The sequence below is a fragment of the Pontibacter sp. BAB1700 genome (genome assembly GCF_000277005.1).
GTDB classification, from domain to species: Bacteria; Bacteroidota; Bacteroidia; order Cytophagales; family Hymenobacteraceae; genus Pontibacter; species Pontibacter lucknowensis.
Genome location: NZ_AKIS01000109.1, coordinates 15,763 through 30,058, shown reverse-complemented (window position 1 = coordinate 30,058; position 14,296 = coordinate 15,763). Strand labels below are relative to the sequence as shown.

The 14,296-nt window shown below is 50.6% G+C and carries 18 protein-coding genes and 2 pseudogenes; 15 read left to right on the top strand and 5 right to left on the bottom strand.

The features are described from left to right. Window positions 1-15: 15 nt before the first annotated feature. Together O71_RS13245 and O71_RS13240 are read left to right on the top strand one after the other, a co-directional pair. On the top strand, window positions 16-1,356 hold the full coding sequence (locus O71_RS13245) for an MATE family efflux transporter (RefSeq protein WP_007657581.1): 1,341 nt from the start codon (window positions 16-18) through the stop codon (window positions 1,354-1,356). A 72-nt stretch (window positions 1,357-1,428) separates the two neighbouring features. Next, complete coding sequence (locus tag O71_RS13240; RefSeq protein WP_007657579.1) at window positions 1,429-2,016, top strand: DUF922 domain-containing protein; 588 nt, start codon at window positions 1,429-1,431, stop codon at window positions 2,014-2,016. Window positions 2,017-2,085: 69 nt separating this feature from the next. Here O71_RS13240 and O71_RS13235 read toward each other — a convergent pair whose 3' ends face one another. Next, entirely contained in the window at window positions 2,086-3,576 is a 1,491-nt protein-coding gene (locus tag O71_RS13235) for an FAD-dependent oxidoreductase (protein WP_051017765.1), read from the bottom strand. A gap of 232 nt (window positions 3,577-3,808) precedes the next feature. On the opposite strand from O71_RS13235, the gene O71_RS13230 reads away from it, so the two are divergent. Next, window positions 3,809-4,165 carry a tRNA-binding protein gene (locus O71_RS13230; RefSeq protein WP_007657575.1) on the top strand — a complete coding sequence of 119 codons (357 nt, stop codon included), beginning with the start codon at window positions 3,809-3,811 and terminating at the stop codon, window positions 4,163-4,165. Window position 4,166: 1 nt separating this feature from the next. On the opposite strand, the gene O71_RS13225 is transcribed toward O71_RS13230, so the two are convergent. Beyond that, window positions 4,167-4,571, bottom strand: coding sequence for a DUF4296 domain-containing protein (locus O71_RS13225; RefSeq protein ID WP_234986342.1), 405 nt, complete (start codon window positions 4,569-4,571; stop codon window positions 4,167-4,169). A gap of 60 nt (window positions 4,572-4,631) precedes the next feature. Here O71_RS13225 and O71_RS13220 point away from each other — a divergent pair. The 10 genes and pseudogenes from O71_RS13220 to O71_RS13185 all read left to right on the top strand — a co-directional run bounded on the left by O71_RS13220 (window position 4,632) and on the right by O71_RS13185 (window position 10,254). Further along, window positions 4,632-5,510, top strand: a pseudogene (locus tag O71_RS13220) (DUF58 domain-containing protein). A gap of 52 nt (window positions 5,511-5,562) precedes the next feature. After that, the gene (locus tag O71_RS13215) at window positions 5,563-5,943 is read left to right on the top strand and encodes a hypothetical protein (RefSeq protein WP_192811682.1); all 381 of its coding nucleotides are present in this window, start codon (window positions 5,563-5,565) and stop codon (window positions 5,941-5,943) included. Next, window positions 5,886-6,407 (top strand): hypothetical protein, encoded by a 522-nt coding sequence (locus O71_RS23925; protein WP_155800884.1) that lies wholly within the window; start codon window positions 5,886-5,888, stop codon window positions 6,405-6,407. Before O71_RS13215 ends, O71_RS23925 begins: the two co-directional genes overlap by 58 nt. Next, window positions 6,394-6,525 (top strand): hypothetical protein, encoded by a 132-nt coding sequence (locus O71_RS27335; RefSeq protein WP_007657571.1) that lies wholly within the window; start codon window positions 6,394-6,396, stop codon window positions 6,523-6,525. The genes O71_RS23925 and O71_RS27335 overlap by 14 nt, the downstream gene beginning before the upstream one ends. Continuing rightward, window positions 6,471-7,445: a VWA domain-containing protein gene (locus O71_RS13205; protein WP_369750928.1), complete on the top strand. Its 975-nt coding sequence runs from the start codon at window positions 6,471-6,473 to the stop codon at window positions 7,443-7,445. Before O71_RS27335 ends, O71_RS13205 begins: the two co-directional genes overlap by 55 nt. Window positions 7,446-7,610: 165 nt before the next feature. Next, window positions 7,611-8,072 carry a YggS family pyridoxal phosphate-dependent enzyme gene (locus O71_RS13200; protein ID WP_007657567.1) on the top strand — a complete coding sequence of 154 codons (462 nt, stop codon included), beginning with the start codon at window positions 7,611-7,613 and terminating at the stop codon, window positions 8,070-8,072. Beyond that, the gene (locus tag O71_RS27330; protein ID WP_369750927.1) at window positions 8,045-8,296 is read left to right on the top strand and encodes a hypothetical protein; all 252 of its coding nucleotides are present in this window, start codon (window positions 8,045-8,047) and stop codon (window positions 8,294-8,296) included. Before O71_RS13200 ends, O71_RS27330 begins: the two co-directional genes overlap by 28 nt. Window positions 8,297-8,338: 42 nt before the next feature. Continuing rightward, a complete protein-coding gene (locus O71_RS13195; RefSeq protein ID WP_007657560.1) occupies window positions 8,339-8,794 on the top strand; it encodes a DUF2750 domain-containing protein in 456 nt (151 codons plus the stop codon). Between the two features lie 109 nt (window positions 8,795-8,903). Beyond that, window positions 8,904-9,821, top strand: coding sequence for a glycerophosphodiester phosphodiesterase (locus O71_RS13190; protein WP_007657558.1), 918 nt, complete (start codon window positions 8,904-8,906; stop codon window positions 9,819-9,821). A gap of 109 nt (window positions 9,822-9,930) precedes the next feature. After that, window positions 9,931-10,254 carry a DUF423 domain-containing protein gene (locus O71_RS13185; RefSeq protein WP_007657557.1) on the top strand — a complete coding sequence of 108 codons (324 nt, stop codon included), beginning with the start codon at window positions 9,931-9,933 and terminating at the stop codon, window positions 10,252-10,254. A gap of 77 nt (window positions 10,255-10,331) precedes the next feature. Here the strand turns inward: O71_RS13185 and O71_RS13180 are convergent, their stop codons facing one another. The 3 genes and pseudogenes from O71_RS13180 to O71_RS13170 form a co-directional block, all read right to left on the bottom strand. Then, on the bottom strand, window positions 10,332-10,778 hold the full coding sequence (locus O71_RS13180; protein ID WP_007657556.1) for a DUF1573 domain-containing protein: 447 nt from the start codon (window positions 10,776-10,778) through the stop codon (window positions 10,332-10,334). 79 nt (window positions 10,779-10,857) lie between these two features. Then, window positions 10,858-12,263, bottom strand: a pseudogene (locus O71_RS13175) (ATP-dependent RecD-like DNA helicase). Between the two features lie 3 nt (window positions 12,264-12,266). Beyond that, window positions 12,267-12,716 carry a PaaI family thioesterase gene (locus O71_RS13170; protein WP_007657555.1) on the bottom strand — a complete coding sequence of 150 codons (450 nt, stop codon included), beginning with the start codon at window positions 12,714-12,716 and terminating at the stop codon, window positions 12,267-12,269. Window positions 12,717-12,753: 37 nt separating this feature from the next. Between O71_RS13170 and O71_RS13165 the strand changes: the two genes are divergently transcribed. Both O71_RS13165 and O71_RS13160 read left to right on the top strand, forming a co-directional pair. Beyond that, window positions 12,754-13,242: an NUDIX hydrolase gene (locus tag O71_RS13165; RefSeq protein WP_007657554.1), complete on the top strand. Its 489-nt coding sequence runs from the start codon at window positions 12,754-12,756 to the stop codon at window positions 13,240-13,242. Between the two features lie 65 nt (window positions 13,243-13,307). Then, complete coding sequence (locus tag O71_RS13160) at window positions 13,308-14,195, top strand: DUF3822 family protein (RefSeq protein ID WP_007657553.1); 888 nt, start codon at window positions 13,308-13,310, stop codon at window positions 14,193-14,195. Window positions 14,196-14,296: the final 101 nt, after the last annotated feature.

Genomic DNA, 14,296 nt, shown 5'->3' with positions numbered 1-14,296 from the left:
TTTTCCAGAAGCCCTATGAGATCCGAAGAATACAAAGAGCACTTCCGTAAAAATTTCCTGCTGGCATATCCTGTCGTGCTAAGTCAGCTGGGGCACATTATGGTGAGTGTGTTCGATAGCCTGATGGTGGGGCAGATCGGTACGATTCCCCTAGCGGCTGCCTCACTGGGCAACAGTATTTTTACGATCACGCTGGTATTCGGCCTGGGCGTTTCCTACAGCATCACACCACTGATTGCTGCGGCAGACGGCCGGCGTAATTATACCCGCATTTCCCTGCTTCTGCTTAATGGCTTATTTTCCAACCTGTTGCTGGGGGTGGTTCTTTTTATAGCTGGTTACTTTCTTTCGCCTTACATCACCTTGCTCCAGCAACCGGATGAAGTAGTCCGGCAGGCTATACCTTACATCAATATCCTGTTCCTGTCCATGGTACCGCTGATGGTGTTTCAGGCTTTCCGCCAGTTTGCGGAAGGGCTCTCGCTCACAAAGCAGGCTATGTACATCTCCATCATTGCCAATGCTCTCAACGTGGTGCTCAACTACATTCTGATATTTGGTAAACTGGGTTTTGAGCCGATGGGACTGGTAGGCGCAGGCTGGGCAACCCTGATCTCGCGCATTATCATGGCCATGATGATGGGAGGCTATGTGCTCTATGCCAAACGATTTGCCGCATTCCATCGGTTCCTCACCTTCCGGCACCTGTCTCTTGTGCACATGTACCACATTTTCCGACTGGGACTCCCCATCTCAGGCCAGATGGTGTTTGAAATGGGTGCTTTCAGTTTCTCGGCCATTATGATCGGCTGGCTGGGAGCGCGTGAACTGGCCGCACATCAGATTGCCATCAATGTGGCTTCTGTTACTTACATGATGGCCAGCGGCATCGCGGCGGCGGCGACCATACGGGTAGGCAATCAGAAAGGACTCCGAAACTACAGGTCCATGCAGGTGGCTGGTATCAGTAGCTTTGTCATGGGCACCCTGTTCATGATGGGCAGCGGTCTTCTTATGATTGCTGGCAAAAATTTCATACCTTCCCTGTACATAGACGATCCGGTGGTGATCGAGATAGCCGCTACCCTGCTGATTATTGCTGCACTTTTCCAGATCTCGGACGGTGTGCAGGTAGTGGGACTTGGTGCTCTGCGTGGTCTGGAAGATGTGCGGATACCTAGTCTCATCTCACTTATTGCTTATTGGGTAATTGGTCTGCCGGTTGGTTATGTGCTTTGCTTTAAACTTGATTTCGGTGTGAACGGTGTCTGGACTGGTCTGTTAGTTGGCTTATCAGTTGCTGCTATATTACTATTCTGGCGCTTTAAAATGCTAAGCAGTAGGCTTAGTAAATAAAATAATGCAATAGTGGCACCTATTTACAGGAGCCAGTGTTGCCCCGATAGAGACTTTTTAAACTTTTAGCCGATGTTTATTATCACTCTACTCCTTAGCCTGTTGGTAGGCCTGCTTATGCCCTATCCAACCCCAGCCGGTTCGCCGGCCTCTGTTATTTATGTTCCGAACCCAGCCAGCCTCAGTGTTTCAAACAATGAACAGCTGGCCTGGTCTGCAACCCGGAAGCTAAACTGGGAAGATTTCAGGGGGACGCCTGAGTCGAATAACCCACACCATGCCCTGACGGCTGCCAACCTGGCCGTAGACGCCCGTTGCAAAGACAATAAGTTTTACTACGAGGTGAAGTGCGTGTTCCTACCCGGAGAGTCCTGGTCCAAGAACAAGCAGTCTGAGAAGCTGCTGGCACATGAGCAACTGCATTTCGATCTGACGGAAGTACATGCCCGCATGCTGCGCAAAGAACTGAAGGAACTGGGTATTTCCTGCGGTAACCTGAAAACAAACCTGAACGCAACCGTTGGCAACGCATTCAAAGCCTGGAAAGCAGAGCAGGATCAGTTCGACAAGCTGTCACGCCATGGTCTGGATGCACAGGTACAGCAGGATTGGTCGGAGCGGATTTCACATCGCCTCCAGGAGTTAGACGCCTGGAAATAAAACATGATTCAATAAAGCCCTGCTTTACGCTATCGTAAAGCAGGGCTTTCTGTTTCCGGTTACCGTTCCTTATGATGCCGGGCCCAGGTCCTTGCTAGCTGGTCCGGTAATAACTCTCCCAAACGGATCGAAACGGGAGCCGTGGCATGGGCAGTCCCACGAGCTTTCAACCTCGTTCCAGTGTACGACGCAGCCCAAATGGGTGCATACTGCAGAGCATTGGTGCCGCACCCCGTCCTGATCGCAGTAGACCGCTACTTTAGCCATCCCTTTACGCATAATTCTGCCGGTTCCTGGCAGTACTTCCATGGGGTCCTCTACCTCTCCTGGCGTCACATAGTCTTTGAACTGCGCGGCCACGTTAATATTTTCCTTCAAAAACTCCCCTACAGACTTGGTGCTCTTGCGGCCCGGGTCGTACAGCTTCTCCCATGGGTTCGGCCTACCCTGTATCAGGTCTGCGATCAGCATACCAGCTATCGTACCGTGAGTCATGCCATGGCCCGAGTCGCCAGTGGCAATGTACACATTATCGCTGTCACCAGGATTGCGGCCAATGAAGGCAAGGCCATCCACTGGCTCAAACACCTGACCAGACCAGCGGTACATAACGTCTTTAGCCATCGGGAAATGTTTACGGGTCCAGCGCTCCAGTGAATCAAATCGCTGACTCAGGTGATCGGCCTGCCCGGTTTTGTGATCTTCGCCTCCCACGATCAGCAGATCCAGTCCCTCTCCATCCTCTCCGCCAGCCTTGCCTCTGAGCAGACGGACGTAGTGATACGGATTTTCCATGTCCCAGTACAATGCGTCGGGCACCTCCCCCTGGCGCACTGCCAGGCCAATGGCGTAAGTGCGGTAGGGTGCCTGTTTTGTGTGCATCGTCACCATGTCATTGATCGGTGTGTTAGTAGCCACGACGAGGTGGTTTGCTGCAACAGCATGTCCGTCATGGGAAACTACGGATACAACCGGACCAGTATCGAATCGCTCCACCTTAGTTTTGGTAAAGATGCGGCCTCCAGCATTGATAAAGGCATTTGCCAGGGCAGACAGGTATTTCAGCACATGAAAGTGCGCCTGATTCGGGTATTGCAGACAAGGGAATTCGGTGAGGGTGCTCAGCGGACTGTGCTTTCGCAGCACAACATCCAGCCAGCCTATTTTCTGGACTGCCTCCAGTTCCCGCATCAGGTCTTCCTGTTGCTGGTTGTCGGTGGCAAAGAGGTAGCCGTCTACCCTTGCAAAATCACAGTCTATTTTTTCATCTTTGATGATTTCTTCAATCTTATCAATCGCTTTTCCGTGGCTTTGGGCGGCCAAGCGGGCACCATCTTCTCCAAAAAGACGGATAAGTTCGTCGAATCGCTCGTCCAGAGCATTGGACAGGTGAGCCGTCGTGCGGCTGGTTTCTCCACCGCCTATCTCCTTGGCCTCGAGCAATACCACGTCACGGCCTTCTTTGGCCAGCAGATAGGCCGTTGTCAGGCCTGCTATACCTGCGCCGACAACACAGACATCACATTTTATATTGTCTACTAAGGGGTTGGTAACAGGCATCGATATGTTCTCTACCCACACAGGAAACTAGCTCCGGATTCTCTTTTCATAGTTTTAAGGTTTTGCAATAGCTTTGTCTGACTTATACTTTTAGCTCTTTTAACAGTAAGAAAGCCAGTTGCATAGGATACGCGGGTATAGGCCTAATGTTACCGCGGGGCACAGCACCAACCGCAACTGGCTAATTTTTAAAGCAAAATCTGTAACTTGGCTGAGTAAAACTGACAATACCATGCACACACCCGCAGAGGCCATGCCGACCATTACATGGCAGCATTTTGAACAAACAGATATCCGGGTAGGCACCATAGTAGAGGCCACAGATTTTCCGGAAGCCCGTAAACCTGCTTATAAGCTCCTGATCGACCTGGGGCCGCTGGGTATGAAAAGATCGAGTGCCCAGATCACGAAGCACTATACGTTAAATGACCTGCCTGGGAAGCAGGTACTGTGTGTCGCTAACCTGGGAAACAAACAGATCGGGAAATACATGTCAGAGGTATTAGTGACAGGCTTTGCGGACGAGCACGGGGATATAGTGCTGGCGCAACCGGCCGGCCCAGTACCAAACGGAAGCAAACTGATTTAAATTAATAAGCCTCCTGCATGCCCTCCAATCTGGGTCTGCGACCAGGCTCAGCTCCAGTTGTATCAATGGAACGCAGTTTGGCTTCGCGCACGCTCAGGGTGTCCAGAATGATTTCGTAGAGGCGGTCCATCTGCCCAAGGTTGTTCAGATAGTAGCGATAGGTTTTCCTGAAGTCTTCTTCTTCTACACCATGCTGCACCAGAATCTGCTTTTGTTCTTTGTTGAAGACCATCAGGGCGGTGTCCGGGTACAGAACATGGTTTTCGATGCGGGCTTCGGCAATATGCACATCAGCCAGGATCTGCACCATCTTCTGCTCAGGCAGCAGGTCAGCGGGCCGCTTTTCGCTGCTCTGGCCACAGCCAGTCAGCACGACAAAGGAAAGTAGGTATAAAATTCGTTTCACGAATGTAATATTACGGGAATATGTCCTAATTTTAAAATCTGAGGCAAAGCCCCTACCCTTATGAAGGAACTTGTTCAAAAGCTGCGCAAGTACGAGATACGCATACGCAAAGCCATCAACACCCAGATGCAGGGTGACTTCCATTCTGTTTTTAAAGGAACAGGGCTGGAGTTTGATGACGTGCGCGCTTACCAGTACGGCGACGACGTGCGCTCGATCGACTGGCACGTATCGGCCAAGGGGCATGGCACCTCGTGAAAACCTACCGGGAGGAAAAAGAGCAGTCCGTGTTTCTGATGCTGGACGTAAGCGCCTCCCAGACCGTGGCACAGGCGCCAGCACAAGCTGGATGTTGGCAAAGAGATCTGCGGAGTGCTTTCCCTTGCAGCCGCCCGCCAGCAAAGCCAGATCGGCATTATTTGCTTCAGTGATCAGAAAGAGAAGTACATAAAGCCCGCCAAAGGTATAGAACAGGCTTATACCTTGATTAAAGCGCTGCACGAGCTGACTCCTAAATCAGTTAAAACCAATCTGGCAGCCGGCATCAAGCTCACACTCGATATTGTCAAGCGCCGCAGCATTATCCTACTTATCTCCGATTTCATTGATGTAAATTATGAAAAGGAACTGGCCATGCTCGCAAAGCGCCATGACCTGATCGTGATACAGTTGCTCGACCTGCGTGAGCGCAATATGCCAAGCCTGGGCATTGTGCCAGTGGTCGATAAGGAGACGGGTAAGACAATCTGGCTCAATACCTCCGGCGCAGAATTCAAAGAGCATTATTTTGCCCAGTACAAACAGAACCAGGACAGGGTGATCCGGATCTGCCAGAAATACCAGGCCAACTACCTGGCCATACAGGCCAATGAAGACTATGTGATGCAGCTGGTAAACCTGTTCCGCCTTCGTAACCGAACATCCAAGAAAAGTGCGTAACTCCCTGCTTATACTTTTTTGTTTCCTTACTCTGAGTGCAAAGGCACAGCAGTTGCTGCCACCGGCTGGCAGCTTCAGCAAGGACTCCGTGCATATCGGGGAGCTTGTGCGCTATACCCTGGTGCACCGGCACCCGGCCGTGCAGGAAGTCATCCTGCCAGACTCCACTTACAATTTCGCCCCCTTCGAGTTGGTGCGACAGGAGTTTTACCCGACCGCTACACGCGCAGGCATCAGCACGGACAGCACCGTATATACCTTACGCACCTTTGATACCTCGCCTGTTCAGTCGCTGGAGTTGCCGCCATTGTACTACGGGGCACAGACACCCTGCAGGTGGTATCGCAGAGGCAGTCGGTGGTATTGCGGCAGCTGGTGCAGGAGGTTTCCACACCGCTGCAACTACGTACCCAAACCACCCTGTCGCCGGTAGAGGAGCGTTTCGACTGGCCTGTGCTGATGCTCTGGATCGTCACCATCGCTGCATTCATTACATTGGTATGGCTGGTGTTTGGACAAACGATCAAAACAAAATACCAGCTCTACCGACTACGAAAAGACCACTTGTACTTCAACTCCAGGTATAATTCCCATGTCGATCGTTTCGTAAAAACGGGTGTTCCATCGAGTATGGAGAAAGCGGTGGCCCTTTGGAAAAACTACCTCACTAAACTGGAGCGAAGCGCCATCAACTCATTCACTACAAAAGAAATTGTGGAGTATTACAATGACGACGAGCAAGTGAACGTGGCGCTTCGCCTGTGCGACAAAGCCATATACGGAAACGTAACGGCCGAACCCGATCAGGAAACAAACCAGGCGCTGGGCATGCTGCGCCGCTTTGCCAGAAGCAGATATAAAACCCATCGCGAAATAACCGGTAATGCTAGGACTTAACGATAACATGCTGGACTGGCTCAGCCTCGAATGGTTTAGCCTGAGCACACTGCGCTCTTTTGATTGGGTATACCCACTGGTGCTGTATGCCCTGCCGGTAGTGCCCTCCTCTTCCTGATCAAGGGGCTGCTTCGCTTAAAGTCACGCAGCAAGCTCGACATGGCCATGTTTGAGGGAACTGTAAAGTGGCAATGGTCCAGTCTGCTGCGCTTTGTCCCTGATGTGGTTTACATGCTGTTTGTGATGCTGGTACTACTGGCCCTGGCCCGACCGCAGCGTATAAATGAGCAAGTCGAGCAAACCGCCGAAGGTATAGACATCGTGCTGGTGCTGGACGTGTCAGGGTCCATGGAACTACAGGACATCAAACCGAGCCGACTGGAAGCTGCCAAAGACGTTGCCATTAACTTTATAGACGGTCGCGTAGCTGACCGTATCGGAGTGGTGGTGTTTGCCGGCGACGCTTACTCCCTGGCTCCTCTCACCACCGACTACGAACTATTACGCGAAAGCATCCGCTCCATCGAAAACGGCATGATCCCGAATGATGGCACGGCCATCGGTAGTGCCCTGGCAGTGGCCATCAACCGCATGCGCGACTCAAATGCTAAATCCAAAGTAGCCATCCTGATAAGCGACGGAGAGAACACAGCAGGTAGCCTCGACCCCACCATGGCTGCCCGTCTGGCTTACGCCCATCAGATCAAGGTATACACCATAGGTATAGGGAAAGACGGCCTCGTACCCTACGACGTAGACGCCAATGGCAAAACCTTGTTAGTAGAAACGCAGTTAGACGAAAAAAGCCTGCGTGAGATATCAGAGACCGGAGAAGGTCGTTTTTTCAGAGCTGACACCCGTGACGGTCTGCAGGAGGTATTTCAAAACATCAACCAGTTTGAGAAGACAGAGGTACGGGAGAAACGCTTCCGGGACACTTACGATTATTACCAGGTATACCTGAAATGGGCATTGCTGCTACTTGTTGGCTGGATGGCGCTAAAGAATACCTTTATGACCAATGTGTTGGAGGACTAGGGAGTTTAGGGGTTTAGGAGTTTGAGAGTTTGGGAAGTATAGAACTTTGATCTTAGTTCTTGCCATACCTTCTAACAAGCTTTAACCAGCAATAAAGCGTTTTAAACCAGCCTATACCTGATCAATACAAGTGCGAAAATTAGATTGAACACACTACATAAAACTATGTCTGCAATTGCTGATAATATCCGATTTTTTGATGAGAAACTGCGCGACACGCCCTGCCGCCTGGTAGCTGTATCTAAAACGCATCCGCCTGAAATGATCATGGAAGCTTACAACGCTGGCCACCGCATTTTTGGCGAAAACAAAGTACAGGAGTTGCTGGAGAAAAGGGACCTGTTGCCGCACGACATCGCCTGGCACCTCATCGGGCACCTGCAGACAAATAAAGTAAAGCAGATCGCTCAGTTCATCGACACTATCCAGTCTGTAGACAGCCTCAAACTGCTGATAGAAATCAATAAAAGAGCAGAGCAGTTTAACCGTACCTTGCCTGTCAACTGTATGCTGCAGTTCGACATCGCCGATGAAGAGACCAAGTATGGCATGAGCTACGAGGAGGCAGTGCACTGTTGCAAAGCGAAGAGTACCGCAACATGCACTTTATCCGTATCACCGGAGTAATGGGCATCGCCACCAATACAGATGACCAGGATAAACTCCGAGGTGAATTCCGAACGCTGCGTGGCTACTTTGAGAAACTGAAAGAAACGTTTTTTATCGCCAACGATGACTTCAAAGAAATCTCGATGGGCATGACCTCAGACTGGGAACTTGCTTTAGCTGAGGGCAGTACCTTCATACGTGTCGGCAGCGGTATATTCGGAGCACGCAATTACAACAAATAATCATACCTTAGACGATCTTTTCACGCTAAACCAACCATCACCATGCAAGAGAATACCAACGAAAACATGGAAGCCAATTACAGAAAATTCATCCAGCGCATCGTTGAGACAGAGAGCGTTTGGGGCCTGACACACGACGATACCTGGGCTACTTCCAGTTCTGCTGAGTACGAAGATGCAGAGGTGATCCTGTTCTGGTCCAATGCGGATGGCGCCAAAGCCTGTGCCGAAGACGACTGGTCAGATTACAAGCCAGAGTCTATTACACTGGTAGAGTTTCTGGAAAACTGGTGCGTGGGTATGTATGGCGACCAATTGCTGCTGGGCCCGGACTGGGATGCCAGTCTGGTAGGCCGTGAAATGGAACCGCTCGTGGTGGCGCTGGACGTGGTACAGGAATTGAAGCACAAAGGCAAAACCATAGAGTTCACCCAGTATGACAGCCAGGACGAATTTGAAGAACAGGTGATCGAAGCGCTGGAAGGAGAAGACGAATAAGCTAAAGCCGAACCAGGCAGGAGGCAGCTAAAAGAATTAACGATTTGTTAACTGCTAAGAGGTATAGCCATACCTGCCCATGCGCTTTTTTTGCTGAAAAGAACTTCGCATGCACAGAAATCTGCTTTTTGCCTCCTTCCTATACCTGATAAGCTCATGCACCATGTCTGCACAACACGGCGCTATACCTGACACCACAACCCGGCACCTCCCTGCCTTCGACCTGGAAGGTCATCGGGGTGCACGTGGCCTGATGCCTGAAAACACCATTCCGGCCATGATCAGGGCGCTGGACCTGGGGGTCACGACCCTGGAGATGGACGTGCACATCACCAAAGACAAGCAGGTGGTGCTCTCCCACGATCCTTACATCAATCCGGAACACGACCTCCTGTCCGACGGCAGCGAAATACCTGCAGCCAACAAGCGGAGGTATGTGCTCTACCAGATGGACTATGCTGCCATCAAAACATTCGATGCGGGCACTAAATTCTATGACAAGTTTCCACAGCAGGAGAAGCTCCCGACTTATAAACCGCTCCTCTCCGACCTGATCGACTCGGTGCAGACCTACCTGCAGCAACAAGAACTGCCCCAGGTATATTACAACATCGAAACCAAATCGAAGCCTGGCGGCGACGGTAAGCTGCACCCCGCTCCCGAGGAGTTTGTGGAACTGCTGATGGGTGTGATCGAGGCAAAAGGTATGAGCGAGTGGGTGATCATTCAGTCGTTTGATGTGCGTACGCTGCAGGTGCTGCAACGGCGCTATCCGCACATCAAAACTTCACTGTTGGTTGAAAACCTGAAAGGGTTGAACAAGAACCTGGAAACCCTGGGTTTTATACCTGATATCTACAGCCCCTACTACAAGCTGATAACCCCAGGGCTAATTAGGAATTGCCACGCTAAAGGTATGAAGGTAATTCCCTGGACCATTAACGAGAAGAATGAAATGCAGCGGTTGAAAGAAATGGGAGTAGACGGATTAATATCCGATTACCCGAACCTGTACCGGGAATTATGAATTGGTTGATTTATGTCGGAAATTAGCACCCGATTAAACCAAACTATCTTTTACAGTGACTCAAAAAGCCATACTCTTAATAGCAACAGCCTTTGGCGCACTTAGTGTAATGATAGGTGCCTTCGGAGCGCATGCCCTGGCTCCCATGCTGCGTGCCACCAATCGTGTCGAGACATTTGAAACGGCCGTGAAATACCAGATGTACCATACCCTGGCCCTGCTGGCGGTAGGCCTGCTGCTTTTCAAAGTAGAGCACCCTGCCTTACAGATAGCCGCTTGGGCTTTTTTAATTGGTATCATCATCTTCTCAGGCTCTCTCTATACCCTGACAATGACAGGTATTACCTGGCTGGGTGCCATCACGCCAATCGGCGGGACCGCTCTGATAGTAGGCTGGGCTGCTTTGTTTTATGCTATCCTCAAAGCACTATAAGGTACAGGAACTTATCAAAACAGAAAGGCTCCAGGTTATCTGCCGGGAGACTTTCTGTTTTGGTAAAGTATAGCTGCTTACTGCGCTTTGGCGGCAGAGGCAGGCTTCTCCTTGATGTTGGCTACGATGTACACATAGGTAGGCTCCCCTGTGTTGGAATGGATCGTAATGGCTTTCTTCTGCTGCCCCATGCGACCGGCGCTGTTATACTTCGCTTTCACGAAACCAGTTTTACCCGGCATCACAGCCTCTTTGGTCCAGGCAGGTGATGTACAACCGCAGGTTACGTCTACTCGGTCGATAACTACTGGCTGTGTACCTGTGTTAGTGAAGGTAAAGGTATGCTCCACCACATCGCCTTGCGCGATATCACCGAAGTTGTGCTCCGTTGCCTCAAACGTGATGGCAGGACCTGATTTAGCTTGCGCTTGCGGAGCGGCCGTTTGTTTGGCAGGGCCTTGCTGCGCTACGGTACCACTGGCTACCAGTGCGGCCATTGCAAAAGAAAGGATTAATTTTTTCATACGTATAAAGGGTTTAGCTAATGCTGTTACGATTCGTCCGTTGTTAAGTTCTAACGTTTTGGTGAACCTTCCAAATATATCAGTCAACCAATAGCTGCTTGCTAAAGTTCAGCAGGTACAACTCTTCTGATGAACGTGTCAGTGCCGTGTAAAGCCAGCGGGCAAACTCCTCATTCACCATCTCGTCCTTTAAAAAGCCCTGGTCTACGAACACTGCTTTCCACTGGCCGCCCTGTGCCTTGTGGCAGGTCAGGGCATAGCAAATTTGACCTGCAGCGCATTCAGGTAAGGGTTTTGCTTCATCTCCTTAGAGCGCTCCCGTTTGTTTTTGATGTCCAGGTAGTCCTGCAGCACCGCATCGTAGAGCTTTTTGTTCTGGTCAGCGGGCAGAGCCGGCGCATCGGTGTACAGCGTATCAAGCATGATCTTCACCTCCAGCTCTTCCTCCTCCGGATAATCGACAAAGCGTACCCGCACATCCGCAAACCGGAGGTCGTACATGTCCTCGTAGCGGATGATCTTCGTGATCTCCACAAAGTCACCGTTCGCCATAAAACCGATGTTAGACTCCTTTGGCAACCAGAAATAGTTGTTGCGCACGATCATCAGAAAATCCCCTACGCCAATCTCATCTTCTGAGAAGAAAATCTGACGCCGTATGTGCTGGTTGTACAGGTTGGCAGACTTGTTGGAGCGACAGATCACGATGGAGTTCTCGATACCGAATTTATCATAAGCATACCTTAAGCCGTCTTCCAATTTTTCGCCTGTCATGCGGTAAATATCGCGCCAGCCTTTGGTGTGCAGTTTGATGTCAGGCTTGTCACCCTGCAGCTGGTTGCGCAGCTGCGTGGCATTCATAAGTATACCTGAGGCTTCGGCCTGTCGCATAACCTGGCGCAGTTCCAACTCGTGTACCTGGCAACGGAAGTTATGCTTCAGGTAATCTGCATTGAGGGCCGGACTCAGCGTCTGGTTCACTGGCGGCAACTGGGCCGTATCGCCTATCAGCAGCAGTTTGTTGCTTTTGTTTTCAAACACATAGCCCAACAGGTCCTGCAGCAAACCGTTCTGCCCAAAGCCGCTGTCATCCGAGATCATCGAAGACTCGTCCACGATATAGAAGGTCTTGTCTGATTTGTTTGGCATACGGGTAAATGATAATCCCTCGGAATAAGGATTTGCTGTCTGCCGGTAGATCTTTTTGTGGATGGTAAAGGCCTTGCGGCCACTGTAAGAAGCCATAACCTTGGCAGCACGACCAGTTGGGGCCAGCAGCACATACTTGTAGCCAAAGGTGCGGAGTATCTTCACCAGCGATGTTACGACCGTGGTCTTACCCGTACCGGCATAGCCTTTGAGTAAAAACACCGATTTCTCGGCTTCGGTGTCCATTATAAATTCATCAAGCTTGGCGAATAGCCGCGCCTGGTCCTGGGTAGGCTCAAACGGAAAACTTGTTCTAAGTGCCTCTACTGGACGCATCATTTAACTCCTCAACTCTTCTGGTGCAATGTTCGCCATGGAAGCGCTTGCTTTGGCGATGAGCAATGGCTCCTCCGCTCCTTTCACCACATATACCTCAGCCTCACAGAAATTAAGCTTACGCCCCTGCTTCAGCACAAAGCCTTTGGCAATCAGTTTGTCACCCACACCCGGATGGAAATAGGATACCTTGATCTCGGCTGTGACTACGTGATGGCCCCTGGGCACCAGACTTACGGCAGCAAAACCTGCTACAATGTCGGCCAGAGTAGCAATTACGCCACCATGCGCGAAGCCTTTATGCTGCTTGTGCTTCTGCTCCAGCACGAGTTCCCCCTCTACCATGCCCACTTCTATTCTGGTTACTTCAAAGCCCATGAGCTTCATAAACTCCTGGCGCTCCAGCTTTTCTTTTATATCTGCCCGAAAATCGGGGTTATAGGTCTGAATCATTTTGTAAATTTACCACCTATACCCCGCTATCGCAAACATGAACACACTAAACCCCAATGCCGCTGCTTATGCCGGCAAAGTAAGGCTCCGCGTGTGCGGCATTTGCCTGCAAGACGATAAACTTCTACTCGTGCGCCATCAACCAACACTCAACAATGAAGCATTCTGGGCTCCGCCTGGCGGTGGGCTGCAATATGGCGAAACTGTAGAGGCCTGCCTGATGCGTGAAGTACTGGAAGAAACAGGATTGCAGACGAGAGTAAAGCGTTTTCTTTTCGTGAATGAATTCTTACAGGAGCCGCTTCAGGCTGTTGAGCTGTTCTTTGAGCTGGAGCCGACAGGCGGTGAACTGGTAAGAGGTACAGATCCGGAAGCTAGCCCCGAACAGCAGCTTATCGAAGAGGTGGCTTTTCTAAGCCTGGACGAGATCCGGCAGATTCCGTTGGCAGACAAACACCGGGTGCTGCATTATCTCTTTTCACTGGATGATCTGTTCGGGATGCCACATCGCTTCGTACAGGCATGATCATTTTACTATATTTTTAGTATACTTGCATAGCACAATATAGTATTACCTGGAGCTCGTATACCTTGAACACAATCAACACGCACTTTCGGCTGTCTTACCAGATACAGGATGAGGCTTTTAAGCTTTCACAGGCAGGCAATTGCAACCTGTACGTTGCCATCAGCTCCAGAGCCATGCGACTGGCCGTTGCTGACGTGGAGCGCAACAAGTTTGTCGCGCTGGAAGATTACGAGCTTATTACGGTATTCACGCCGCTTCAGATAGCGGAGCAGCTGCGCCTGATCGCCGACCAAAGTCCTATCTTACAGGAGCAGCGCTGGCTGGATGTCCGCATCAGCGTGAGCAATCAGTTCTTTACCCTTGTACCGGAAACACTGTTTGACCCGACTCATCAGGAAGACTACCTGCGCCTGCACAGCAATCTCGACCCACAGCAGCATGTCATTCTGTACAACCGCACCTTCGGGCTGGATGCTGTCAACATCTTTGCGATCGATGGGGTGATTTACCGAATGGCGCAAAGCGTTTTCCCGGAGCGCACGGTCCAGTTTACCCACCAGACCAGCTCCCTGATCAAGAGTGTGCTGCACCAGACTGACCGTAATGCAGGCCGCGTAATGCACCTCTTTGTGGAGCGGAATTATGTGACTGTGTTGGTAGTGGATGAAAATGGCCTGCAGTTCTGCAACGTGTTTCATTACCTGAGTCCTGAGGACTTCATTTACTTCGTCATCTTTGTGATGCAGGAGCAGAAGATGAACCCTGAACAGGAAACGATCACCGCCTGGGGCGATATTACCCCCGACTCGAGCCTCTTCAACATGCTCAAAAAATACATCAGACAAGTAAAATTTGGCAAGCGACCTGCTGATGTGGGCTACAGCTACAAGTTCGACGACCTATTCGACCACCGCTACTTCGAACTCTTCAGCTTACACTTTTGTGAGTAGGTTATTATTTAGTGATTGAGCGAATGAGTGTTTAAGTGATTGAGAAGAATCAAAGTTTATACTTAGCTATAAACCAATATTTTACATATTCACGAGAACAT